Origin of the sequence: Micromonospora sp. NPDC000121 (assembly GCF_042899165.1) — a bacterium.
Classification (GTDB): Bacteria; Actinomycetota; Actinomycetes; order Mycobacteriales; family Micromonosporaceae; genus Micromonospora.
The window spans coordinates 121,863-144,408 of sequence record NZ_JBIAZP010000008.1 but is presented as its reverse complement, the minus strand read 5'-3'; the positions used below and the strand labels follow the sequence as shown (position 1 = coordinate 144,408).

The 22,546-nt window shown below is 74.4% G+C and carries 21 protein-coding genes and 2 pseudogenes; 16 read left to right on the top strand and 7 right to left on the bottom strand.

Going from position 1 to position 22,546, the window contains the following annotated elements:
- Positions 1-15 precede the first annotated feature (15 nt).
- The 6 genes from ACFY23_RS22650 to ACFY23_RS22625 all read left to right on the top strand — a co-directional run bounded on the left by ACFY23_RS22650 (position 16) and on the right by ACFY23_RS22625 (position 6,783).
- Complete coding sequence (locus tag ACFY23_RS22650) at positions 16-1,065, top strand: zinc-binding alcohol dehydrogenase (protein WP_350684652.1); 1,050 nt, start codon at positions 16-18, stop codon at positions 1,063-1,065.
- Positions 1,066-1,070: 5 nt separating this feature from the next.
- Positions 1,071-2,639, top strand: a complete 1,569-nt coding sequence (locus ACFY23_RS22645; protein ID WP_350684643.1) for an amidohydrolase family protein — start codon at positions 1,071-1,073, stop codon at positions 2,637-2,639.
- Positions 2,640-2,706: 67 nt separating this feature from the next.
- Positions 2,707-4,269, top strand: a complete 1,563-nt coding sequence (locus tag ACFY23_RS22640) for a lysine 5,6-aminomutase subunit alpha (protein ID WP_350684644.1) — start codon at positions 2,707-2,709, stop codon at positions 4,267-4,269.
- Positions 4,266-5,060 carry an OAM dimerization domain-containing protein gene (locus ACFY23_RS22635; protein ID WP_350684645.1) on the top strand — a complete coding sequence of 265 codons (795 nt, stop codon included), beginning with the start codon at positions 4,266-4,268 and terminating at the stop codon, positions 5,058-5,060. Before ACFY23_RS22640 ends, ACFY23_RS22635 begins: the two co-directional genes overlap by 4 nt.
- On the top strand, positions 5,057-5,449 hold the full coding sequence (locus ACFY23_RS22630; protein ID WP_350684646.1) for a hotdog domain-containing protein: 393 nt from the start codon (positions 5,057-5,059) through the stop codon (positions 5,447-5,449). The genes ACFY23_RS22635 and ACFY23_RS22630 overlap by 4 nt, the downstream gene beginning before the upstream one ends.
- Positions 5,446-6,783: a glutamate mutase L gene (locus ACFY23_RS22625; protein ID WP_350684647.1), complete on the top strand. Its 1,338-nt coding sequence runs from the start codon at positions 5,446-5,448 to the stop codon at positions 6,781-6,783. The genes ACFY23_RS22630 and ACFY23_RS22625 overlap by 4 nt, the downstream gene beginning before the upstream one ends.
- Before the next feature lie 486 nt (positions 6,784-7,269).
- Here the strand turns inward: ACFY23_RS22625 and ACFY23_RS22620 are convergent, their stop codons facing one another.
- On the bottom strand, positions 7,270-7,971 hold the full coding sequence (locus ACFY23_RS22620) for an alpha/beta fold hydrolase (RefSeq protein ID WP_350684648.1): 702 nt from the start codon (positions 7,969-7,971) through the stop codon (positions 7,270-7,272).
- Positions 7,968-8,474: a pyridoxamine 5'-phosphate oxidase family protein gene (locus tag ACFY23_RS22615; protein ID WP_350684649.1), complete on the bottom strand. Its 507-nt coding sequence runs from the start codon at positions 8,472-8,474 to the stop codon at positions 7,968-7,970. Before ACFY23_RS22615 ends, ACFY23_RS22620 begins: the two co-directional genes overlap by 4 nt.
- 79 nt (positions 8,475-8,553) lie before the next feature.
- Between ACFY23_RS22615 and ACFY23_RS22610 the strand changes: the two are divergent.
- The 4 genes and pseudogenes from ACFY23_RS22610 to ACFY23_RS22595 form a co-directional block, all read left to right on the top strand.
- Positions 8,554-8,844: pseudogene (locus ACFY23_RS22610) on the top strand (winged helix-turn-helix transcriptional regulator); the annotation flags it as partial.
- Positions 8,845-9,186: 342 nt separating this feature from the next.
- A pseudogene (gene lnt, locus ACFY23_RS22605) lies at positions 9,187-10,884 on the top strand (apolipoprotein N-acyltransferase); the annotation flags it as partial.
- A gap of 9 nt (positions 10,885-10,893) precedes the next feature.
- Entirely contained in the window at positions 10,894-11,703 is an 810-nt protein-coding gene (locus ACFY23_RS22600; RefSeq protein ID WP_350819369.1) for a polyprenol monophosphomannose synthase, read from the top strand.
- Positions 11,704-11,775: 72 nt separating this feature from the next.
- Positions 11,776-12,300 (top strand): FxsA family protein, encoded by a 525-nt coding sequence (locus tag ACFY23_RS22595; RefSeq protein WP_350686961.1) that lies wholly within the window; start codon positions 11,776-11,778, stop codon positions 12,298-12,300.
- Between the two features lie 245 nt (positions 12,301-12,545).
- On the opposite strand, the gene ACFY23_RS22590 is transcribed toward ACFY23_RS22595, so the two are convergent.
- Positions 12,546-12,887 carry an RNA polymerase-binding protein RbpA gene (locus tag ACFY23_RS22590; protein ID WP_046564157.1) on the bottom strand — a complete coding sequence of 114 codons (342 nt, stop codon included), beginning with the start codon at positions 12,885-12,887 and terminating at the stop codon, positions 12,546-12,548.
- Between the two features lie 221 nt (positions 12,888-13,108).
- Here ACFY23_RS22590 and ACFY23_RS22585 point away from each other — a divergent pair, with 221 nt between their 5' ends.
- Positions 13,109-14,590 carry a peptide MFS transporter gene (locus ACFY23_RS22585; protein WP_350686960.1) on the top strand — a complete coding sequence of 494 codons (1,482 nt, stop codon included), beginning with the start codon at positions 13,109-13,111 and terminating at the stop codon, positions 14,588-14,590.
- Between the two features lie 173 nt (positions 14,591-14,763).
- Here the strand turns inward: ACFY23_RS22585 and ACFY23_RS22580 are convergent, their stop codons facing one another.
- Positions 14,764-15,354: a pyridoxamine 5'-phosphate oxidase family protein gene (locus ACFY23_RS22580; RefSeq protein ID WP_350686959.1), complete on the bottom strand. Its 591-nt coding sequence runs from the start codon at positions 15,352-15,354 to the stop codon at positions 14,764-14,766.
- 194 nt (positions 15,355-15,548) lie between these two features.
- Positions 15,549-16,688 (bottom strand): hypothetical protein, encoded by a 1,140-nt coding sequence (locus tag ACFY23_RS22575; protein ID WP_350819370.1) that lies wholly within the window; start codon positions 16,686-16,688, stop codon positions 15,549-15,551.
- A 216-nt stretch (positions 16,689-16,904) separates the two neighbouring features.
- Between ACFY23_RS22575 and ACFY23_RS22570 the strand changes: the two genes are divergently transcribed.
- From ACFY23_RS22570 to ACFY23_RS22560, 3 genes are all read left to right on the top strand, one after another.
- Entirely contained in the window at positions 16,905-17,552 is a 648-nt protein-coding gene (locus tag ACFY23_RS22570) for a CatB-related O-acetyltransferase (protein WP_387037608.1), read from the top strand.
- 116 nt (positions 17,553-17,668) lie between these two features.
- Positions 17,669-18,817, top strand: a complete 1,149-nt coding sequence (locus ACFY23_RS22565) for a macrolide family glycosyltransferase (RefSeq protein WP_350687029.1) — start codon at positions 17,669-17,671, stop codon at positions 18,815-18,817.
- Between the two features lie 108 nt (positions 18,818-18,925).
- A complete protein-coding gene (locus ACFY23_RS22560; protein WP_350687028.1) occupies positions 18,926-19,435 on the top strand; it encodes an NUDIX domain-containing protein in 510 nt (169 codons plus the stop codon).
- Positions 19,436-19,508: 73 nt separating this feature from the next.
- Here ACFY23_RS22560 and ACFY23_RS22555 read toward each other — a convergent pair whose 3' ends face one another.
- Both ACFY23_RS22555 and ACFY23_RS22550 read right to left on the bottom strand, forming a co-directional pair.
- A complete protein-coding gene (locus ACFY23_RS22555; RefSeq protein WP_350687027.1) occupies positions 19,509-20,159 on the bottom strand; it encodes a LysE family translocator in 651 nt (216 codons plus the stop codon).
- Between the two features lie 69 nt (positions 20,160-20,228).
- Positions 20,229-21,218, bottom strand: coding sequence for an NAD(P)/FAD-dependent oxidoreductase (locus ACFY23_RS22550; RefSeq protein WP_350819371.1), 990 nt, complete (start codon positions 21,216-21,218; stop codon positions 20,229-20,231).
- 219 nt (positions 21,219-21,437) lie between these two features.
- Here ACFY23_RS22550 and ACFY23_RS22545 point away from each other — a divergent pair, with 219 nt between their 5' ends.
- The gene (locus ACFY23_RS22545; RefSeq protein ID WP_350819372.1) at positions 21,438-21,968 is read left to right on the top strand and encodes a GNAT family N-acetyltransferase; all 531 of its coding nucleotides are present in this window, start codon (positions 21,438-21,440) and stop codon (positions 21,966-21,968) included.
- A 94-nt stretch (positions 21,969-22,062) separates the two neighbouring features.
- A complete protein-coding gene (locus ACFY23_RS22540) occupies positions 22,063-22,545 on the top strand; it encodes a DUF1992 domain-containing protein (RefSeq protein ID WP_350687588.1) in 483 nt (160 codons plus the stop codon).
- Position 22,546 lies beyond the last annotated feature (1 nt).

Sequence of the window (22,546 nt, the reverse complement as noted above, 5' to 3'; positions counted from 1 at the left end):
GGCGTGACGTCACCGGTGGGTCTGCACCGCGTTGTCGAACCGGCGGGGGTGCTGCCGCAGGCGGCGTGGCGGCTGGATGCGAGCCCGGAGATCGCGGCGAACGAGGTCCGCATCCGGGTGGAGCGGTTGAACCTGGACGCGGCGAGCTTCCGGCAGCTGTGGGAGAAGCACGGCGGTGACGGCGACGCGGTCCGCGCCGAGGTGCTCGAGATCGTGTCGACCCGGGGGAAGATGCAGAACCCGGTGACGGGTTCCGGCGGCATGCTGATCGGCACGGTGGAGGAGGCGGGGCGGCGGTCCCCGTTGGGGTTGAAGGCGGGGGAGCGGGTGGCGACGCTGGTGTCGCTGACGCTGACGCCGCTGACGATCCTCGACGGGTTGGCGCGCTGGGACGGGCGCAGCGAGCAGGTGCCGTGCGACGGGTACGCGATCCTGTTCGCCCGGTCGATCGCGGCGGTGTTGCCGGCGGATCTGGATCCGCAGTTGTCCCTGGCGGTGCTGGACGTGTGTGGGGCGCCGGCGTTGACGTCGCGGGTGGTGTCGCGGCACGTGGCGGACCGGGAGCGGGCGGGGGACCCGTCGCCGGTGCGGGTGGCGGTGATCGGTGGCGCGGGCAAGAGCGGGTCGTTGTCCCTCGCCGCGGCGCGGCGGGCGGGCGCCGGCCGTACGGTCGGGGTGGTGCCGGTGGCGGCGGAGCGGGACGCGCTGACGGCGGCGGGTCTGGCGGACGCGGTGGCGTTGGCGGACGCGCGGGATCCGGTGGCGTTGTCGACGGCGGTGACGACGGCGTTGGGTGCGCCGGCCGACGTGACGGTGGTCTGCGTGGACGTGCCGGGCTGTGAGCACGGGGCGGTGCTGGCGACCGCGGACGGCGGCACGGTGATCTTCTTTTCGATGGCGACGAGTTTCGCGGCGGCGGCGTTGGGCGCGGAGGGTCTGGCGGCGGACGTGACGATGCTGGTGGGCAACGGCTACGTGCCGGGGCACGCGGAGCTGGCGTTGGGGTTGTTGCGGTCGGAGCCGGGGGTCCGGGCGCTGTTCGAGTCGCGGTTGGCGGCAGACTGATTGCCATGACGAACCCCTCGACTCTGTACCGCGGCGGCGTGCTGCACTGTCCGGCTGATCCGAGCGCGACGGCCCTGCTGGTGACCGACGGCAGGATCTCCTGGTTGGGGGCGGGCGCGGACGCGCCGGCCGCCGACCGGGTGGTGGACCTGGACGGGGCGTTGGTGACGCCGGCGTTCGTGGATTCGCACGTGCACGCGACCGACACGGGGTTGGCGTTGTCGGGGCTGGACCTGTCGTCGGTGCGGTCGGCGGGGGAGCTGTTGGACGCGGTGGCGGCGTTCGCGGCGGGGTTGCCGTCGGACGCGGTGGTGCTGGGGCACGGCTGGGACGAGTCGGGTTGGCCGGTGCCGGAGCTGCCGGACGCGGCGACGCTGGACCGGGCGGCCGGGGGCCGGCGGGTGTATCTGTCGCAGGCGTCGATCCATTCGGCGTTGGTGTCGGCGGCGCTGTTGGCGGCGTGTCCGGAGGCGGCGTCGGCGGCGGGTTTCGACGCGTCGGGTTGGTTGCGGCGTGACGCGCACCATGTGGTGCGGGCGGCGGCGTTCGAGTCGGTGACGCGGGCGCAGCGGGTGGCGGCGCAGCGGGCGGCGTTGGCGCACGCGGCGTCGCTGGGTATCGCGGCGGTGCACGAGTGCGGTGGTCCGGAGATTTCCGACGAGGAGGACTTCACGGGCCTGCTGGCGTTGTCGGGTGACGGCGTGGCGGAGGTGTACGGGTACTGGGGTGAGCTGCTGGGTGCGGCGCGGGCCCGGGAGTTGGGTGCGGTCGGGGCGGGGGGTGACCTGTTCGCCGACGGGGCGTTGGGGTCGCGTACGGCGCACGTGTCGCGCGACTACCTGGACGGCGACGGGGGTTGCGGGCACGGGTATCTCTCGGCGGAGCAGGTGCGGGACCATCTGTTGGACTGTGCGGCGCACGGCATGCAGGGCGGGTTCCACGCGATCGGTGACGCGGCGATCTCGACGGTGCTGGAGGGGTTCGCGGGCGCGGCGGAGAAGCTGGGCACGGATCGGGTGCGGGCGGCGCGGCACCGGGTGGAGCACGCGGAGATCATGAACAAGCGGCTGATCGCCGGGTTCGTGGAGTTCGGGATCGTGGCGAGCATGCAGCCGGCGTTCGACCGGTTGTGGGGTGGCGCGGGTCGGATGTACGAGTCGCGGTTGGGTCTGGACCGGTCGTTGGAGTCGAACCCGATGGGGGCGATGCACGGCGTCGGGGTGGCGTTGGCGTTCGGGTCGGATTCGCCGGTGACGCCGCTGGATCCGTGGGGTTCGGTGCGGGCGGCGGTGTGGCACCACAATCCGACGCAGCGGATGAGTGTGCGGGCGGCGTTCGCGGCGCACACGCGTGGCGGGTGGCGGGCGGTGCACCTGGACAACGAGGGTGTGCTGGCGTTGGGGGCGCCGGCGACGTTCGCGGTGTGGTCGACGCCGGCGGGGGTGGAGCGGGGTCTGCCGGTGTTGTTGGCGGAGGACCCGGAGGCGCGGGGTCCGGAGGATCCGACGCCGTTGCCGGTGTGTCGGCGCACGGTGCTGCGTGGTGACGTGATCTACGAGGAAGGGTCGGCGTGAGCGAGCGTGGCGGGCGGTTCGGCGGGGGCGCGGGTCGCGTCGTCGCCGGCCGGAGTGAGGTGACGGTGTGACGGGCAAGCTTGATCTGGATCCGCGGTTGGTGGCCCGGGCGCGGGAGTTGGCGCGCCGTGCGGGGCAGCCGGTGGTGGATCTGGCGCGTAGCCACACGACGGTGTCGGTGGAGCGGGCGGTGTTGCGGTTGGCGGGGGTGACCGGCGCCGACCCGGACGGTATTCCGTGGGTGAACCGGCTCGTCGACGCGGTGGTCGCGGACGTGGGGTTGGGGCACGGGGTGGCGGTGCCGGTGTTCGACGCGTTGGCGCGGGAGCAGATCGGTGACGTGACGTTGCTGGCGCAGAAGGCGGCGGCGGGGTCGGTGCGGTTCGAGGTGCCGTCGGGGAGGGCGGCCACGGCGGCGCGGAAGGCGGCGCGGAAGGCGGTGGCGGCCGGGATCCGGCGGATCGACCGGCGGCGTGCCGAGCGGGAGCGTCTGGTCAAGCGGTTCGGGGATCCGAAGCAGCGGCCGTGGATCTACCTGATCGTGGCGACGGGGGACATCTACGAGGACATTCCGCAGGCGCAGGCGGCGGCGCGGGCGGGTGCGGACATCATCGCGGTGATTCGGTCGACGGGGCAGTCGCTGCTGGACTACGTGCCGGAGGGCGCGACGCGGGAGGGGTTCGCCGGCACGTACGCGACGCAGGAGAACTTCCGGTTGATGCGGGCGGCGTTGGACGAGTCGTCGCGGGAGTTGGGCCGGTACGTGCGGCTGACGAACTACGCGTCGGGGTTGTGCATGCCGGAGATGGCGACGCTGGCGGGCCTGGAACGGCTCGACATGATGTTGAACGATTCGATGTACGGGATTCTGTTCCGCGACATCAATCCGATCCGCACGTTCGTGGACCAGCGGTTCTCGCGGCAGGTGCACGCGCGGGCGGGGATCATCATCAACACCGGTGAGGACAACTACCTGACCACCGCGGACGCGGTGGACGAGGCGCACACGGTGACGGTGTCGCAGTTGCTGAACGAGTTCTTCGCGCACGAGGCGGGGCTTGAGGACTGGCAGTTGGGCCTGGGGCACGCGTTCGAGATCAACCCGGATGTGCCGGAGTCGTTCCGGTTGGAGTTGGCGCACGCGCTGCTGGCGCGGGAGTTGTTCCCGGACGCGCCGCTGAAGTGGATGCCGCCGACGAAGCACATGACCGGCGACGTGTTCCGGGGGAACCTGCTGGACGGGTTCTTCAACCTGGTGGGCACGATGACGGGTCAGGGGATCCTGCTGGTGGGGATGATGACCGAGGCGGTGGTGACGCCGTGGTTGTCGGACCGGGACATCGCGTTGCAGAACGTGCGGTACGTGCTGGGTGCGGCCGGCGGGTTGCACGAGGATTTCGTGCCGGCGCCGGGCGGGTTCATCCAGCAGCGGGCCAACCGGGTGCTCGGTGAGGCGGTGGATCTGCTGGAGCGCATCGGGGAGCAGTCGTTGTTGACGGCGATCGCCGAGGGCACGTTCGGGATCATGAAGCGGCCGGCGGACCGGGGCAAGGGTCTGGTGGGGGTGGCCGCGCACGAGGCCGACTACTTCAACCCGGCCACGGAGATCCTGGAAGGGGATGCGGCGTGAGCGCCGTCGAGGTCGGCGCGGCGGCGCCGGGCGGCGGGGCCGCCGAGAAGAAGATCGTGCGGCCGTACGGGGACACCACGGGCGACGGCATGGTGCAGGTGTCGTTCACGTTGCCGGTGCCGCACGACAAGCGGGCCGAGGGTGCGGCGGTGCAGTTGGCCAACAAGATGGGCATCGATCCGGCGATGCTGGTGCACGCCAAGCCGATGAGTGACGGTTTCACCTTCTTCGTGGTGTACGGGCGGGTGAACCATCTGGTGGACCTGTCGGCGGTGCAGGTGGTGGAGCGTGACTTCCCGCTGCTGAGCGCCAAGGAGGTCAACGCGGTGGTGAAGCAGCGGTTGCGGCGCAAGTTGTCGGTGGTGGGGGCGTGTATCGGCACGGACGCGCACACCGTCGGCATCGACGCGATCCTCAACGTGAAGGGCATCGCGGGGGAGAAGGGCCTGGAGTACTACCGGGAGTTGAAGGTCACCAACCTGGGTGCGCAGGTGAGTGTGCCGGAGTTGGTGGAGGCGGCCCGGGCGGAGAAGGCCGACGCGGTGCTGGTGTCGCAGGTGGTGACGCAGCGCGACGCGCACCTGCACAACACGCGGGAGATGTCGGCGGCGTTCCGGGAGGCGATGCCGGCGGGGCGTCGGCCGCTGCTGATCGTGGGTGGGCCGCGGTTCGACGAGACGATGGCCGGCGAGTTGGGTGTGGATCGGATCTTCGGTCGGGGCACCACGCCGGGCGAGGTGGCGAGCTACCTGGTGCACGCGTTGATCACGGAGAAGAAGGCGAAGGCATGAGTGATTCCCGGGTCGGTCTGACGGTCACCCACCGGCGGTACGTGCCGTACTCGCACGCGCACTACGCGGGCAACCTGGTGGACGGGGCGTACGCGTTGGGGTTGTTCGGGGACGTGGCGACGGAGGTGTGCATCCGCACGGACGGCGACGAGGGGTTGTTCGCGTCGTATTCGGACGTGCAGTTCCGCAGTGCCATGCGGGCGGGGGACGTGTTGGAGGTGACGGCGACGGTGACCCGGGTGGGCACCCGCAGCCGCACGATCGACTTCGTGGCGCGGGTGGTGTGCCGGGGGCGCCCGGATCGGGGTGAGTCGGCGGCGGAGGTTCTCGGCGAGCCGATCGTGGCGGTCACCGCGACCGGCACGGTGGTCGTCCCGCCGGCGGCGTGAGGTACGCGGTCTGCGCCGACGTGGGGTCCACGTACACGAAGGTGGCGGTGGTGGACCTCGACGGCGGTGCGTTGGTCGCGGCGGCGGCGGCGCCGACGACGGTGGGCACGGACGTGCTGCACGGTCTGGACGCCGCGGTCGGCGCGGCCACGGCCGGCCTGCCGGTGGGTGACGTGCCGTGGTACGTGTGCTCGTCGGCCGGTGGTGGGCTGCGGTTGGCGGTGGTGGGCTACGAGCATCTGGTGACCGCGCAGGCGGGCCGGCGGGTGGGTCTGTCGGCGGGCGCGAATGTGGTGCACGTGGCGGCGGGGCGCCTCGGGGCGGCGGAGTTGGCGGCGTTGCGGGCGGCCCGCCCGGACGTGGTGCTGCTGGTGGGTGGCACCGACGGCGGTGACGCCGAGACGTTGACGCACAACGCGACGCGGCTGGCGAGGGCGCGGTGGCGGGTGCCGGTGGTCCTCGCGGGCAACGTCGACGTGCGTGACGACCTGCACGGCCTGCTGGTGGCGGCGGGGGTGCCGGTGACGGTGGCCGACAACGTGCTGCCCCGCATCGGGGTCCTGGCGCCCGGGTCGGCGCGGTCGGCGATCCGGGAGGTGTTCCTGCGGCACGTCATCGGCGGGAAGCGGTTGTCGCGGGGGACGCGGTTCGCGCGGTTGGTGCGGGCGGCCACGCCCGACGCGGTGCTGACCGGTGTGGAGGTGCTCGCCGACGCCCTGGGTGGGGACCTGGTGGTGGTGGACGTCGGTGGCGCCACCACCGACGTGTACTCGGTGTTGACGCCCGACGAGCGGGCTTCGGGGCCGGGTCGGGAGGTGGCGGGTTCGCTGTGGCGGGCCCGGACCGTGGAGGGCGATCTGGGCATGCGGTGGAGCGCGCCGGGGGTGGTGCGGGCCGCCGTCGAGGAGCGGCTGCTCAGCGACGTCGAGCGGGACGCGCTGGCCGCCGCGGTGGCGGTGCGCGCCGACGATCCGGGGTTCCTGCCCGTCGGGGACGCCGATCGGGCGGTGGACGCCCGGATCGCGGCCCTGGCGGCGACGGTGGCGTTGCGGCGGCACGCGCGGGGCGCGGCGACCGGTGAGCGGGCCGGGCGGGACCTGCGGGACGTGCGGCTGCTCGTCGGCTCGGGCGGGGTGTTGCGGCATGCCGCGCCGGCCGACGCGGCGGGTGTTCTGGGGGCGGTGTTGACCGACCACGCGGGCGGGTGGCCGCTGCCGCGTGCGGCCCGCCCGGTCGTGGACGTCGACTACGTGCTGGCCGCCGGTGGGTTGCTCGCCGCCGAGCATCCGGTGGCGGCGGGGGCGCTGCTGCGTCGCCACCTGGCAACGGATTGAGACTCGCCGACGCGACACGCCGTGGTGCAACACACGACAGGCCGGGGTGGGTTGACAGCGGCGGGGGTCCACGCCGTACCGTCTTTGAGTCCTACTACGGGAAGCGGCTGTTGTTCGCTTCGTCCCTTCGTCCGCTGGCCGAGCGACATGTGCAGTGCGTCGCGGCGGCCAGGTCCAGCGGGCGGGGGTCGGCGGGGCGGCGCGAACCGGCCGCGGTTACCGGTGTACGGGCAGGGTGAGGTGCACGGCCAGTAGACAACGGCCAGGCGGGGGCAGCCAGTCCGCGTCGGGTCGGTCCGAAGGTCGGCGTAGCTCGTTCTCGCCCCACCGGCCGGGAAGGGCCTGGGAGCATCGGGGCGCGGCGCAAGCCGCGCCCCGATTTTCGTTTTCCGGCCGAGGTCTCCGTCACGGGCGGTCGCATTTTTCCCGGCCGGGCTTTGTTCCGTGGGCGGTTTGTGTGCTGCCGGCCCGGTCCCGCCTGTCGTCTCAGCGGTCGGCGGGATGGTCCTGGGTGCGGTAGGCGTCGAGTTGGTCGGCGAGGCGTCGCGGCTGGCTCAGCGCGATGAGGTGCCCGCCGGGCAGCACGTCGACGTCGACGCCGAGGCGTTCGCGGGCCAGGCGGCGCTGGAAGTCGGCGGGGAAGAACCGGTCGTCGCGGCCGGTGACCACCCGGGTGGGCACGTCGGGCCAGCGGCGCAGCGGGTTGGGTCGGGTGAACACCGCCGGCGACTCGTCGGGCGCGTCGGCGGCGGTGAGGCGGGCCACCACCGGGTCGGGGACGTCGTGGAAGAAGTCCACCGCCAGGTCGACGTGGTCGGTGGGGGTGCGGCCCTGCGCGACGGCGTGGTCGGCGCGGGCCTGGGCGTGGCCGGTGGCCTCCCACCACTGCCCGGCGGTCTCGCCGGGGGCGGGGATCATCGGGTTGACCAGGACGACCATCGTCACCCGCGGGTCGTCGGCGACGAGCGGGGCGGTGAACGCGCCGAGGGACTGCGCGACGAGCACCACCCGTTCCCGGTCGCCGATCGCGGTGCGGACGGTGGCGGCGTACTCGGGCAGGGCGGCGGTGTCGTCGGCGGCGGGCAGGTCCACGGCGACCGCGTCGCGGCCGCGGCGGCGCAGCTCGTCGACGAGCAGGTGCCAGTAGTTGGCGCTGCCGCCGGCGCCGGGGATCAGCACGTAGGTCACGACCGGCCCCGGGCGGCGAAGTCCTCGGCGGTGCCGCCGCCGGGGAAGCGGGTGGTGAAGTCGAGTACGCCCACCCAGGCGGGGCGCAGCCCGATGCGGGCCATCCGCACCGGTTGGCCGTCGGTCTCGGCCAGCACGGCGTCGACCTGCTCCTGCCCGCCGTAGCGGCGGTGGGCGGCGAGGTACTCGGGTGCGAGGCCGTCGACGTCGGTGACGGTGACCGGGCCGCGCAGCAGCAGCACCTGCGGCGGTGTGTCGGCGGTGTCGATGGTGACCGCCACGTGCGGGCGGGCCCGCAGGTGGGTGATCTTCCGGGCGCCGGCGAAGGTGCAGCAGACCAGCTCGTCGCCGGTGAAGTGGAACAGCATCGGCAGCACCCGGGGCGTGTCGTCGGGTGCGACGTAGGCGACGCGGGCCAGTTCCGTGGAGGCCAGCAGTCGCCGCGCCACCGGATGGTCGAGCAGTCGTACGTCGCCCTGCGGCAGGGCGGTGGTCGCGGTCATGGCGCCTCCCTCGAACGGCTCGCTCCTATATTAGGAGTGCTCGCTTCGCCCGAGCAAGCATTTTGGCTACGCTGGGCGGATGCGTTCCTACGACGATCTGTGCGGGCTGGCCCGCGCGCTGGCCGTGGTCGGCGAACGCTGGGCGCTGCTGGTCGTCCGGGAGTTGCTGCTCGGGCCGAAACGCTTCTCCGACCTCAGCCGTGGCCTGCCGACCATCAGCCAGAACGTGCTGTCCGCGCGGCTGCGCGAGCTGGAGCGGGCCGGCGTGGTGACCCGCCGCACCCTGGGCCCCCCGGCGAGCGCCCGCGTGTACGAACTCACCCCGCGCGGCCGGGAGCTGGAGGAGAGTCTGCTGGCGCTGGGTCGGTGGGGCAGCCGGCAGCCGCTGCCCGCCACCGGCCAGTTGAGCGTCGACGCCCTGATGCTCGCGCTGCGCACCACGTACGACCCGGGCCCCGCCGGCGCGCCGGCGGCGCCGGTGGCGCTGCGGTTGGGCGCCGACCGGTTCGTCGCCGAGGCCGATCCGGTCGGGCTGCGGATCAGCCGGGGCGGCGGCGAGCGCTGCGCCGCCGTGGTCGACACCGACCCGCGCACCCTGCTGGAGGTGGTGTTCGGCTACCGGCCCCGCGACGAGGCGGAACGTCGCGGCGCGCTGCGCGTCACCGGCGAGCGGCGGGTCGCCGAGCGGTTCCTCGGCTGTTTCGCCCGCCCGGTGACCACCGGCGACGCCGGTGCCGCGCCGGCCGCCGGGTAGCCTTCCGCTCTGTGATCGAGGTGAGGTGCCCGTGACGACCGTGGACAGCAGCCAGCCGCGCGCCGACGTCCCGCGCGTGCCCGACGTGGCGCCGCGGGCGCTGCCGCTGCGGGTGGCCGCGCCGATGGCGGTGGCCGCCGGGCTGGCGTTGCTGGCGGCGTTCCCCCCGTACGGGCTGTGGCCGCTCGCGCCGGTCGGCGTGGCGTTGCTGGCCGCGGCGACGCACCGTCGCCGTGTCCGGGCCGGCGCCGGGTTGGGTTTCCTGACCGGGGTGGCGCTGTTCGCGCCGCTGCTGAGCTGGACGAACCTGCACACCGGCTACCTGCCGTGGACGCTGCTGTCGCTGTTGCAGGCCGGCTACCTGGCGTTGCTGGGCGCGGCGGGCGCGTACGCGTCCCCGCTGGTCGACCGGCTGCGGTGGGCCTGGCCGGCGCTGACCGGCGTGTTGTGGGTGGGGCAGGAGGCGCTGCGCGACCGCACCCCGTTCGGCGGGTTCCCGTGGGGGCGGCTGGCGTTCAGCCAGGAGGACTCGCCGCTGCTGCGGCTGGCCGCGTTGGGCGGCGCGCCGCTGGTGACGTTCGCGGTGGCGCTGACCGGCGGGCTGCTCGCCGCGGCGCTGTGGCGGCCGTGGGGCGGGCGGCGGCGTTGGTGGGTGCCGCTCGCCGGGCTGACCGCCGGCGCGGTCGCGGTGCCCGTCGCCGGGCTGCTGGTGCCGGTGGCCGCCGCCGGTGGCGGCGACCCTGTCACCGTGGCCATCGTGCAGGGCAACGTGCCCCGGCTGGGGCTGGACTTCAACGCCCAACGCAAGGCGGTGCTCGGCAACCACGTCGACGCCACCGTCGAGTTGGCCGAGCAGGTCGCCGCCGGCGCCCAGCGCCGCCCCGACCTGGTGGTGTGGCCGGAGAACGCCAGCGACATCGACCCGCTGCGCGACGCCGACGCCGGCGCCCAGATCTCCCGGGCCGCCGACGCGATCGGCGCACCGATCCTGGTCGGCGCGGTGCTGCGCGGCCCCGGCGACGGCGAGGTCCGCAACGCCGGCATCCTCTGGCGGCCCGGCAGCGGCCCCGACCTGGGGCAGGTGTACGTCAAGCGGCACCCGGTGCCGTTCGCCGAGTACGTGCCGATGCGTGAGGTCGCCCGGATGGTCAGCAAGCAGGTGGACCGGGTGCGGGCCGACTTCGTGGCCGGCACCGAGCCGGGCGTGCTGCGCGCCGGCGCGGCCGTCCTCGGTGACGTGATCTGCTTCGAGGTCGCCTACGACGAGGTGGTCCGTGACACCGTCACCGGCGGGGCGCAGCTGCTGGTGGTGCAGACCAACAACGCCACCTTCGACGTGGCGGAGGCGCGGCAGCAGTTGGCGATGGTGCGGCTGCGGGCCGTCGAGCACGGCCGGCCGGCGTTGATGGCGTCCACGGTCGGAGTGTCCGGGTTCGTTGCCCCCGACGGGCGGGTAAGCGACGCCACCGGGTTCAACACCCGCGCGGTCGTGGTGCGGCAGCTGCGGCTGGACGACGGGCGCACCCTGGCCACCCGGGTCGGCCTGTGGCCGGAGGCGGCGCTGGCCACCCTGGCGGTGGCGGCCCTGGTCGGCGCGGCCGTGCTGCGCCGCCGGCACCGCGCCGGATGACACCGGCCGGCAATCCGGCGGAGGGGGAAGCGACGGTGGGCGAGACGACCGACACCCGCCGGCCACGCGCCGGCTACCCCGGGCTGGGTCGGGTGCTCGTGGTGATCCCGACCTACGACGAGGCCGACAACGTGGCGCCGATCGTGGCGCGTGTGCGCCGCGCCGCCCCGGCCGTGGAGATCCTCGTCGCCGACGACAACAGTCCCGACGGCACCGGCGCGGTCGCCGACGCCCTGGCCGCCGCCGACCCGCACGTGCACGTGCTGCACCGCGAGGGCAAGCAGGGCCTCGGCGCGGCGTACCTGGCGGGGTTCGCGTGGGCCCGCGAGCGTGGCTTCGACGCGGTGGTGGAGATGGACGCCGACGGCTCGCACGCCCCCGAGGAACTGCCCACGCTGCTGGCCGCCGCCCGCGACGCCGACGTGGTGATCGGCTCGCGGTGGACCAGCGGCGCGCGGGTGGTGAACTGGCCGCTGCGGCGGCTGCTGCTGTCGCGCTGCGGCAACCTGTACGCGCGGCTGGCGCTGGGCATGCCGGTGTCCGACGCCACCGGCGGCTACCGGGTGTACCGACTGTCCGCCCTGGACGAGATCGACCTGGGGTCGGTGTGTTCGCAGGGCTACTCGTTTCAGGTGGAGCTGTCCCGGCTGGCGCACCGGGCCGGGGCGCGCATCGTCGAGGTGCCGATCACGTTCGCCGAGCGGGAACGCGGCAGCAGCAAGATGAGCCCGCAGATCGTGGCGGAGGCGTTGTGGCGGATCACCGCGTGGGGTGTGCAGGACCGGCGGCTGGCGGTGCGCCGGGGACTGCACGGCACCCCCACCGGTCAGGTGCGGTGGCCCTGAGCGTGGCCGTGTCATGCTGGACGGAGCGCCTGCGCGGACCGTCCGCGCCGCGGGCGCCGCGGATGGGGTGAGATGCGCCGAGGACTGAGGTACGTGCCGCTGGGCCTGTTGCTGGCGGTGCTGCTGGAGCTGGCGGTGTTCGTCCTGGTGGGTCGGGCGATCGGGTTCGGCTCGGCGCTGCTGGCGGTGTTCGCGGTGTCGCTGCTCGGGCTGGTGCTGCTGCGCCGGGAGGGCATGCGCGCCTGGCGCGGCTTCCGGGTCTCCGCGCAGGCCGGCCAGCCGCCGGGGCGGCAGGTCACCGACGGTCTCGTCGGGCTGGTCGGCGCGCTGCTGCTGGCGATCCCCGGCCTCGTCAGTGGTGTGGTGGGGCTGTTGCTGCTGGTGCCGCCGGTGCGTCGGCTGGCCCGCGGCGGGGTGCAGCGTGCCGCGGAGCGCCGCGTGTCGTCGATGGTCGCCGGTGACCTGTTCGGGCCCCGCCGGGTGCGGGTGCGCCGGGGCGCCCCGCAGGCCGCGCCGCACCCCACCGGCGAGCCGCCGACCGTGGTCGACGGGGGCCGGGCCATCGAGGGCGAGATCGTCGAGCCCGGCCGGAGCTGATCCGGACACCGGACTGACCCGGACCCGACGGCCGGATCCGAGGCCGGACACGACGGCCGCACCAGACCCAGGCCGGCACGGACCGGGCCGGCGCGGACACGGACGGCCCAAACGGACGGGAACGGCCCGGCGCGGACAGGGCGGCCAGAACGGCCGGCACCGACATGGACGGCAGGAAACGGGTCCGGACACCACGGCGCCCCGGGAGCGTGGCTCCCGGGGCGCCGTGGCGTGTGCGGTGCGGGTCAGGCGCGGCCGCGGCGGGTGCGAACCTCCTGCAGCCGCTCGGCGAGGATGTCCTCCAGCTCGGCGATGGAGCGCCGCTCCAGCAGCATGTCCCAGTGGGTACGCGGCGGCTTGGCCTTCTTCTGCTCCGGCTCGCTGCCGTCGACCAGCCGGGCGACGCTGCCGTCGAACTTGCACTCCCAGGTCGTGGGGACCTCGGCGTCGACGGCGAACGGCACCTCGAACTGGTGACCCTTGGCGCAGAGGTACTCGCGGGTCTGACGCGGCGCGAGCTCCGTGTTGCGGTCGGATTCGTAGCTGACCGCGCCCAGACGGCTTCCGCGCAGCATACGCTCGCCCATGATCGACTTCCCCTCGTTCGTGGTGCTGGTCTTCTCGGTGTAACGGTCCGTTCCCGCCGGGCCATTCCCGCCCCGGACGCTGTCGCGCCGCAGGGCGAGCCTGAACTAGGGTAGCCGGCCATGCCAGCCGCCCGGCGGGGTCGTCCCCGGCCGGGTCGGTTGGGTGGAGTGTTTCCGCTGCCAACGGGGATGTTAACCGCCCGAGTGGAGCGGAGGTTGCGATGGTGGGTGACGCGCCGGTGCAGTCCCGTCCGCCCTCCGGGCGGACGTTCTTCGGGCATCCGCGGGCCCTGTCCACCCTCTTCCTCACCGAGATGTGGGAACGGTTCAGCTTCTACGGCATGCGCGCGATCCTGGTGCTGTACCTGACCGCGTCCGTGGCCGACGACGGGCAGGCGATGAGCGAGGCCAGCGCCAGCGCCGTCTACGGCACCTACAACGCGATGGTCTACCTGATGGCGCTGCCGGGCGGCTGGGTCGCCGACCGGCTCATCGGCGCCCGCCGCAGCGTCCTGTGGGGCGGGGTGGTCATCGCCGCCGGGCACTACGTGATGGCGATCCCGACGCGGTGGAGCGTCTTCGCGGGCATGGCGCTGATCGTCGTCGGCACGGGCCTGCTCAAGCCCAACATCTCGACGATGGTCGGCGACCTCTACGACCGGGACTCCCCACGCCGCGACGCCGGCTTCTCGATCTTCTACATGGGCATCAACCTCGGCGGGTTCGCCGCCCCGCTGGTCACCGGCTTCCTCGGCGAGAAGGTCAACTGGCATCTGGGCTTCGGGGCCGCCGCGGTCGGCATGACCCTCGGTGTGGTGCAGTACGTGCTGGGCCGGCGCAACCTCGGCGACGCGGGCGCACGCCCCGCCGACCCGCTGCTCGGCGCCGACCGCCGCCGTGCCCTGACGCGCCTCGGCGGGGTCACCGCCCTGGTCGTGCTCGCGGTCGTCGTCCTCGCCGTGGCCGGGGCGTTCACCGTCGACACGGCGGTCAACCTGCTCGCCGCCGTCACCGTACTGATCACCGTCGGGTACTTCGCGCGGATCATGATGGACCGGGAGTTGAGCGCCACCGAACGCAGCCGGATGAAGGCGTACGTGTGGTTGTTCGTCTTCGCCGCCGCGTTCTGGCTGATCTACGACCAGGCCGGGTCGGTGCTGAACATCTTCGCCGCCGACAACACCGACCGGGACGTCGCCGGGTTCACCTTCCCCGCGTCGTGGCTCCAGTCGGTCAACCCGATCCTGATCATCATCGGGGCGCCGCTGTTCGCGCTGCTCTGGCTGCGGCTGGGCCACCGGGTGTCCACCCCGGTGAAGTTCGCCGTGGGTCTGGTGCTCAACGGTCTGTCGTTCGTGCTGATGGCCGCCGCCGCCCAGGCCGCCGTCGGCGGAGACCTGGTCTCGCCGTGGTGGCTCGTGGCCGTGTACGCCATCCAGGTCGCCGGCGAGCTGTCGCTGAGCCCTGTCGGCCTGTCCGCCACCACCAAGCTGGCGCCGGTGAAGTACGCCAGCCAGATGATGGGGCTGTGGTTCCTCGCCACCGCCGTCGGCGACGCGATCGGTGGGCAGGTGGCCCGGCTCGCCGACACCTGGCCCGAGCCGACGTACTTCCTCACCTTCGGCCTGGCCTCGGCGGCCCTGGGGCTCGGCGCGGTGATGTTCGCCCGGCAGATCCGGGGCCTGATGGCCGGCATCCACTGACCCGGGCGGTCGGGCGCGCGCCCGGGCCGCCGCGGTAGGCGCCGACCGCCGGCGTCGCGGCACACCAAGCCGGGTCGGCGGCACTGCGGTCCGCCGGCCCGCCCGGACGCCGCCGCACCGCCGGGGCGGACCGGCCCCGGCGCGGCAGGCACCCGGCGTGCGCCGACTTCGGGTCAGGCGGCCGGGGTCGGCGGCAGCGGCAGCGGCAGGCCGGGCAGCCCGTCGATGCTGCGGGCGATGTGCTCCTTGCCGGCGAAGTAGTTGCTCAGCGAGGCGTCGTCCTCCCGGGCGAACCGCTTGCCGTGCAGGTCCCGGTCGGCGTCGTAGGTCATGAAGGGCACCGCGTAGCCGCAGGTGTCGCGGATCAGTTCGGCGCGTACCACGATGATCGCCCGCAGGCCGTGGACGCTGGTGTCGATGTCCGGGAAATGGCTGATCAGCTCGGCCCAGCGGGAGTCGTCGCGGAACACCGGCTCGCCCCGCCCGTGCACCCGCACGATGTTCGGCGGCCCCTGGAAGGCGCACCACATCAGCGTGATGCGGCCGTTCTCCCGCAGGTGCGCGACAGTTTCGGCGTTGGAGCCGGCGAAGTCCAGGTACGCCACGGTGTGCGCGTCGAGCACCGCCCAGGAGCCGCGCAGACCCTTGGGGGACAGGTTGATGGTGCCGTCGCCGGACAGCGGCGCGGTGGCGGTGAAGAACAGCGGCTGCTCCTCGATGAACGTGCGCAGCCGGCCCTCGATGCGTTCGTGTGTCTTTCCCACCCGGCCATCATCGTCCCGCCGGAATGGTGCCCGCCGCCCCGCGGTCGGTGGCGTCCCACAGCCCGGACCCCGTCGTCCACACCGGGACCATGCGTCGCGCCACTGCCCGGCACCACCGGTCGCACCGCCCGTAGCCGGGCGTCGCGCCACACCGCAGGCCGGTCGTGCCGCCCGCCCGCCGAAGTAGGGACCGCTCAGGTCGTCGTCGGCGGGGCCGCGTCGCGGGGGCCGAGGTGGGCCAGCGCGGCGGCGAGGTGGCTGACCTGCTCGGCGAGCTGGGCCGCCCGCCGGTGCGCCTCGTCGCGGTCGGTCTCGGCGGCGCGCAGCCGTACCGCCACATCGTCGAGCCGGCCCTGTGCGGCGGCCGCGGCGTCCCGCGCGGCGGTCAACTCCGCGCCCAGCGTGTCGTGCCGGCCGGCGAGCGCGGCCAGCTCCGCGCGGGCGCGGTCGGCCTCCGCCGCGGCCTGCGCGCGGGCCGCCTCGGCCTCCTGCCGGGCCCGCGCCGCCTCGGCGGCCGCCGTCCGGGCCGTCTCGGCCTCGGTGCGTGCCAGCTCGGCCTGCACGCGTGCCTGGTCGGCCCGTTCGCGGGCGGCGTCGGCGTCGGCGTGCAGGCGCTGCGCCCGGTCCAGCGCCTCGGCGGCGGCGCGGGCCGCCCGGTCGGCGTCGGCGCGGGCGGTGTCCCGCTCGCCCGTCAGCTCGGCGGCCCGGCGGCGCTCGTCGTCCAGGTCCACGCGCAGGGCCCGCAGCTCGTGGCGGGCCGCGTCGCGGTCGCGTTCGGCCTGCGTCCGCAGCGCCTCCGCGGCGCTGGCCTGCTGGCGGGCCTCGTCGCGGGCCGCCTCGGCCCGGTCGGCGCGCTCCCGCGCCGCCGTGGCCTGCTCGGCGGCGCGGCGGGCCTCGTCGCGGGCGGCGTCGCGCTCCGCGGCGGCCGTCCGGGCCTCCTCGCGGGCCCGGACGGCCGCCGCGGCGGCGTCCTCGGCGTCGCGGCGGGCCTCGTCCCGCTCGGTCTGCGCCGCCGCCACCTGGGTTGCCGCGTCGGCGCGGGCCTGCGCCAGTTGGCGCTCCACACCGACCGGGGACAGCTCGGCGTGCAGCGCCTCGGCGAGGGTCTCCGCGACCTGCTCCAGCCGGTCCACGGCCTCCCAGGTGCGGGCCACCTGGCCCGGCAGGCCGGGGGCGTTGCGGTGCCGCATCCGGCTGTTGCGTGAGGCCCGCTGGCAGGCGCCGTCGTTGTCGCGGCAGTAGCGGAACGGCCGGCCGGCGCCGGCGCGCTGCGGCACCTCCCGACCGCAGTGGGCGCAGGGGCGGGTGTCGGCGGGGGCGGGCTGGGCGTCCATCGAGGGCGGAGTCTACTGCGGTGCCCGGTCCCATACCGGCGCAGCGACCCCGGTGCTGCCGCCCGGGGTGACGACGCTGGCCCGGCCGGATCACGTCGGTCGCCGGCGGGCCGTGGGCGCGGGGTGTGCCGGTGGTATATCGGTGTCCCGGGACGGGGCGGTACCCCGATCATGGACCGGACACGGACCCGCCACCGACGAGGAACCGCTTTCCCCATGCCTGTACCTGACCCGACGATCCTCCACCCGATGCCTGAGCAGCCGCGGGTGGTGCTGCTCAGGCCGCTGGTGACATCCCCGCTGATCGAGGTGGGGGAGTACTCCTACTACGACGACCCGGACGACGCGACCGCTTTCGAGACGCGCAACGTGCTCCACCACTACGGGCCGGAGAAGCTGATCATCGGCAGGTTCTGCGCGCTGGGCACGGGAGTGCGGTTCATCATGAACGGCGCCAACCACCGGATGGACGGCCCCTCGACCTTCCCCTTCCCCACCATGGGCGGCTCGTGGTCCGAACACTTCGACCTGCTCACCGGCCTGCCCAACCGAGGGGACACCGTCGTCGGCAACGACGTCTGGTTCGGCCACGGCACGACGGTCATGCCCGGCGTACGGATCGGGCACGGCGCGATCATCGGCTCCGGTGCCGTGGTCACCAGCGACGTACCCGACTACGGCATCGTCGGCGGCAACCCGGCTCGCCTCATCCGCACCCGCTACGACAGCGAGGACGTCGCCCGGCTTCTGGCGGTGGCCTGGTGGGACTGGCCGGCGGAGCACATCACCGAGCACGTGCGGACGATCATGTCGGGCAGCATCGCCGATCTGGAAGCCGCCGCCCCTGACTCACCGCACGCGTGACGCGCGTGCGCGAGTTCCCGCGCGGCGCATCGACCGGCGTGGCGTACTCGCCTGCTGTGGTCCTTCCGTTTGAAAATAGGTGAATTTCCGTGTCCCGTCGCCGTGCCCATATCGCGATGGTCGGCATTCCGGCCGTCAGCCACGTCCTGCCGAGCCTCGAGATCATCCGCGAGCTGGTGGCCCGCGGCCACCGCGTGACCTACGCCAACGACCCGGCGGTGGCCGACCGGATCGCGGCCACCGGCGCCGAACTCGTGCCCTGCGCGTCCGAACTGCCGGTCGCCGACAACGACTGGCCCGACGACCCCATCGCCGCGATGAGCCTCTTCCTCGACGACGCCATCCGGGCACTCCCGCAGTTGCGTGCCGCCTACGACCGCGACCCGGCGGACCTGTACCTGTACGACATCGGCGCCTACGCCGCGCGCGCCCTCGCCGAATCGCAGCACCGGCCCGTCCTACAGTTGTCTCCGACGTTCGTGGCCTGGGACGGCTACGACCAGGACGTCGCGGCACACCTGTGGCAACTGCCGGGCGCCGACGCGTACCGGGCGAAGTTCGCGCAGTGGCTCGCCGACTCCGGGGCGTCCACCACGGACGTGGACGCCTTCTCCGGTCGGCCCCCGCGGGCCCTCGCGCTGATCACCCGGGCGATGCAGCCACACGCCGACCAGGTCGACACCGACGCGGTGACCTTCGTCGGGCCCTGCTTCGACGTACGTGCGGGCGCGGACGGCTGGACCCGCCCGGCGAACGCGGAGAACGTGCTGCTGATCTCCCTCGGTTCGGCGTACACCCGTCAACCGGAGTTCTACCGCCAGTGCCTGGCCGCGTACGGCAACCTGCCCGGCTGGCACGTCGTCCTCCAGATCGGCAAGCACACCGACCCGCGGGAACTCGGCGACATCCCGCCCAACGTCGAGGTGCACTCCTGGGTCCCGCAGCGGGCGATCCTGGAGCAGGCGGACGCCTTCGTCACCCACGCCGGCATGGGCGGCTGCGGCGAAGGACTACTGGCAGGCGTCCCCATGATCGCCGTGCCGCAGGCCGCCGAACAGTTCATGAACGCCGACCGGCTCGTGGAACTCGGCGTGGCCCGCCGCATCGACACCCCCGAAGCCACCGCCGAGACCCTACGGACGGCCCTGCGCGACCTGGTCACCGACACGGAGGTCGCCCGCCGCTCGGCACTGCTGCGCGCCGAGGCACGGGCGGGGGGCGGCACCCCGCGCGCCGCCGACCTCATCGAGAACATGCTGGCCTGAGCCGGGGGAGTCGGCCGCCCGGATCGCCGCCGTCAACCGGGACGCGGCGCCGCCGTGCCGTGGGGATGGTCCGCCGGCAACGCGCCGACGCCGGTTAGGTTGTCCGGTGTGGCCGTCTCCCCGTACATCGTGAAGCTGCGCGCCCACGTCGGCACGGACCTGCTCCTGCTGCCCGGCGTCAGCGCGGTCGTCCGCGACGACGCCGGGCGCGTGCTGCTGGCCCGCCGCGCCGACAACGGCCGCTGGTCCCTGCCCGCCGGCCTCATCGACCCCGGCGAGCAGCCCGCCGACGCCCTCCTGCGGGAGGTGTACGAGGAGACCGGCGTGCACGTACGCATCGAGCGGGTCGGCGGCGTCGCCACGCACCCGGTCGTCTACCCCAACGGCGACGCCTGCGAGTACCTGAACGTGTGGTTCCGGTGCCGCGCGGTGGGCGGCGAACCGCGCGTCAACGACGACGAGTCCCTCGAGGTGGCCTGGTTCGACCCGGCCGACCTGCCCGAGCTGGACGACTGGGCGCGGCTGCGCATCGACACCACCCTGCGCGAGGACGCCCCCACCTGGCACGCCCCGCCCGGCGAGCGGCACCCGGCGCTCGTCCAGCCCGACGCGCTCTGAACGGACCGCCGACGCCCCCGCTCGTCCACCGGCCCGGCCCCACCCCGCCCGGCGGCGGGGCGGGTGCGCGACGTCAGGGCGTGGCGACGACGGCGCGGGACCGGTCGGCGGCGATCCGCACCGCCAGCGCCGCCAGGACGGTGCCCGTCAGCAGCCGCTGCACCCTGAGCCAGAGCGGTCGGCGGGCGAAGAACCCGGCGAGCGCGCCGGCGGTGAGTACGATCAGCGCGTTCACCGTGAGCGCCACCGCGATCTGGGTCAGCCCCAGCACCAGGCTCTGCGCCGCGACGTGGCCGCGGGTCGGGTCGATGAACTGCGGCAGCAGCGACACGTACAGGATCGCGATCTTCGGGTTGAGCAGGTTGGTGACCAGACCCATGGTGAACAGCCGCCGCGCCGGGTCGGGCGGCAACGGCGCCGGCGTGAACGGCGACTGCCCGCCGGGGCGCAGGGCCTGCCAGGCCAGCCACAGCAGGTACGCCGCACCGGCCAGCTTGACCGCGGTGTAGAGGGCGGGCACCAGCACGAACACCGTGGCGATGCCGGCGACCGCGGCGACCAGGTAGACGCCGAAGCCGGCGGCGACGCCGAGCAGCGAGACCAGCCCGGCCCGCCGGCCCTGGGTCACCGACCGGGAGACCAGGTAGACCATGTTCGGGCCGGGGGTCAGCACCAGCCCCAGCGCCACCAGCGCGATGCCTACGAGCGCACCCGTACCGACCATGTCGCCCCCCGTTCCCCTCGGCTTCGGTCACCGCCCTGGGCGAGCGTGAGCCGGCCGTCGCCGCCGACCCTACGCCCGGGCTCCCGTCAGTCGGCGTCCGCCCTCGGGCGCCCGGCGGGCCGCGACGGCCGCGCGGGTCTCCTCGGCGACCAGGTCGGCGTTGATCGCCGCGCCGGCCGCCAGGCCGGCGGACACCGAGGTGACCACCTGGGCGCGCAGGTCCGTGACGTTGCCGGCCACCCACACGCCGGGGACCGCGGTCGCCCCCGTCGGGTCGGACGGCACGGCGCTGCCGATCACCTGGCCGCCCATCTGTTGCTCCACCGCCGCGAGACCGAGCGACGCCAGCACGTCGGCGCGGGCGTGGAAGCGGGGAGCCACCACCACCGCCCCGCACGGCAGCACCTCGCCGCCGGCCAGCCGCACGCCGGTGAGCGCGTCACCGGCGATCTCCAGCGCGGCGACGGGGCCGTCGACCACCCGCACGCCGCGGGCCGCGAGCTGCTCGTCCTCCTCGGCGGTGAACGCGCACCCGACGTGCCGTACGACCGTCACGTCGGCGCTCCAGTGCCGCCACAGCAGCGCCTGGTGCGCGGCCAGCGGGCCGGTGGCCAGCACCACCAGCGGCTCGTCGCGCGCCTCCCACCCGTGACAGTACGGGCAGTGCAGCACGTCGCGGCCCCACCGTTCGGCCAGCCCCGGCACGTCGGGCAGTTCGTCGACCAGTCCGGTGGTCACCAGCAGCCGCCGGGCGCCGACCGTGCGGCCGTCGGCGAGGGCCACCCGGAACCCGCCGCCGTCGCGCGGCGCCGCCGAGCGGACGGTGCCGTGGACGAACTCGCCGCCGTAGCCGGCCACCTCGGCCCGGCCGGTCGCCAGCAGCTCGCCCGGTGGCGTGCCCTCCCGGGCCAGGTAGTTGTGCACGTGCCCGGCCGGCGCGTTGCGCGGCTGGCCCGCGTCGACCACCAGCACCGAGCGGCGGGCCCGGGTCAGGGCCAGCGCCCCGCTCAGCCCGGCCGCGCCGCCGCCCACGACCACCACGTCGTACGTCTTCCGCACGGAACTCTCCCTCCGTCGCTGGCGGGCCGGCGCCCGCCGCCGATCCGACTGTCCGCCCGAAGCACCGATGGTGGCAAACATCGTTGCCGGAATAGCAAAACCCCGGGATCGGTCCGGTCGCATCCGTCGCCCACGTCTGGGGCGCGACCGGGCCGGGCGGCGCGGGGGTGGGCCCGATCGTGCCCCCATGTGGCGGCCGCAGCGGGGGACATTGGGCCGATGCTGCGCGCACCGGCCACCTCGACCCTGCCGGAACTGTCGTTGCGTCCCTGGCGCGACGACGACGCCGACGCCCTGGTGGCGGTGTACCGGGACCCGGTGCTGCTCCGCTGGACCCGGGCGCCGGTGACCACGACCACCGAGGCGCGCCGCTTCGTGGCCGCGGCCCGCCGCGACTGGGACGACGGGTGCCGGTTCAGCTTCGCCGTGGTCGAGCCGCACCCCGCCGGCGAGACCCTGGTCGCGCAGGTGGTGCTCAAGAACGTCGCCGCGGGGCGCGCGGACGCCGAGGTCGGCTACTGGACGGCCGCGCCCGCCCGGGGGCGAGGCATCGCCCCGCACGCCCTCGACGCGGTCACCGGTTGGGCGTTCGCCCGGTTCGCCGGCCTGCGGCGGCTGGACCTGATGCACCAGATCGACAACCCCGCGTCCTGCCGCGTCGCCGAGAAGGTCGGCTACCGCTTCCAGGAGGTGCTGCCGGCCCGCCCGCCGTTTCCCCGCGACGGCCACCGGCACGCCCGCTGGGCCTGACCGCCGGGAATGCCCGGCGCCGCCACCGCGCTGTGCCCGTCCGGCGGCCCCGACACCGCGGCCGCGTTACCGTGGGCCGGGGAGGTGTCGGCAGGTGGACAGCTGGGAAGCGACGGTCGAGGCGCGCATCCGCGCGGCCCAGGAGCAGGGCGAGTTCGACAACCTGCCCGGCATGGGCAAGCCGATCCCCGGCCGTGGCGAGCCGTACGACGAGTCGTGGTGGATCAAGAGCTTCCTGGAACGGGAGAAGCTCCCGACGGACCTGCTGCTGCCGACCCCGCTGCAACTGCGTCGCCGGGTCGAGCAGGTGCCCGACGAGGTGCGTGACCTGCCCACCGAGGAGTCGGTGCGCGCCTTCGTCGCCGACCTGAACGCCCAGATCATCTCCTGGCTGCGTACGCCCACCGGCCCGCGGGTGGCCGTGCGGCCGGTCAACGCCGACGACGTCGTACGCCGCTGGCAAGCCGAGCGGCGCCTGGCCGCCGCCGCGCCGGCCCCGGCGCCCGCGCCGCCAGCCCCGCCGCGTGCGAGGCCCCGGCGGGCCTGGCGCCTGCCCTGGCGTCGCCGGGCGGCGTAGC

Excerpts from the sequence above, each read along its gene's own strand:
- ACFY23_RS22645 (WP_350684643.1), top strand. The coding sequence starts at position 1,071 with ATGACGAACCCCTCGACTCTGTACCGCGGCGGCGTGCTGCACTGTCCG.
- ACFY23_RS22630 (WP_350684646.1), top strand. The coding sequence starts at position 5,057 with ATGAGTGATTCCCGGGTCGGTCTGACGGTCACCCACCGGCGGTACGTG.
- ACFY23_RS22615 (WP_350684649.1), bottom strand. The coding sequence starts at position 8,474 with ATGACCGCGACCACCGCCCTGCCGCAGGGCGACGTACGACTGCTCGAC.
- ACFY23_RS22595 (WP_350686961.1), top strand. The coding sequence starts at position 11,776 with ATGCGCCGAGGACTGAGGTACGTGCCGCTGGGCCTGTTGCTGGCGGTG.
- ACFY23_RS22590 (WP_046564157.1), bottom strand. The coding sequence starts at position 12,887 with ATGGGCGAGCGTATGCTGCGCGGAAGCCGTCTGGGCGCGGTCAGCTAC.
- ACFY23_RS22585 (WP_350686960.1), top strand. The coding sequence starts at position 13,109 with ATGGTGGGTGACGCGCCGGTGCAGTCCCGTCCGCCCTCCGGGCGGACG.
- ACFY23_RS22575 (WP_350819370.1), bottom strand. The coding sequence starts at position 16,688 with ATGGACGCCCAGCCCGCCCCCGCCGACACCCGCCCCTGCGCCCACTGC.
- ACFY23_RS22570 (WP_387037608.1), top strand. The coding sequence starts at position 16,905 with ATGCCTGTACCTGACCCGACGATCCTCCACCCGATGCCTGAGCAGCCG.
- ACFY23_RS22565 (WP_350687029.1), top strand. The coding sequence starts at position 17,669 with ATGGTCGGCATTCCGGCCGTCAGCCACGTCCTGCCGAGCCTCGAGATC.
- ACFY23_RS22555 (WP_350687027.1), bottom strand. The coding sequence starts at position 20,159 with ATGGTCGGTACGGGTGCGCTCGTAGGCATCGCGCTGGTGGCGCTGGGG.
- ACFY23_RS22545 (WP_350819372.1), top strand. The coding sequence starts at position 21,438 with ATGCTGCGCGCACCGGCCACCTCGACCCTGCCGGAACTGTCGTTGCGT.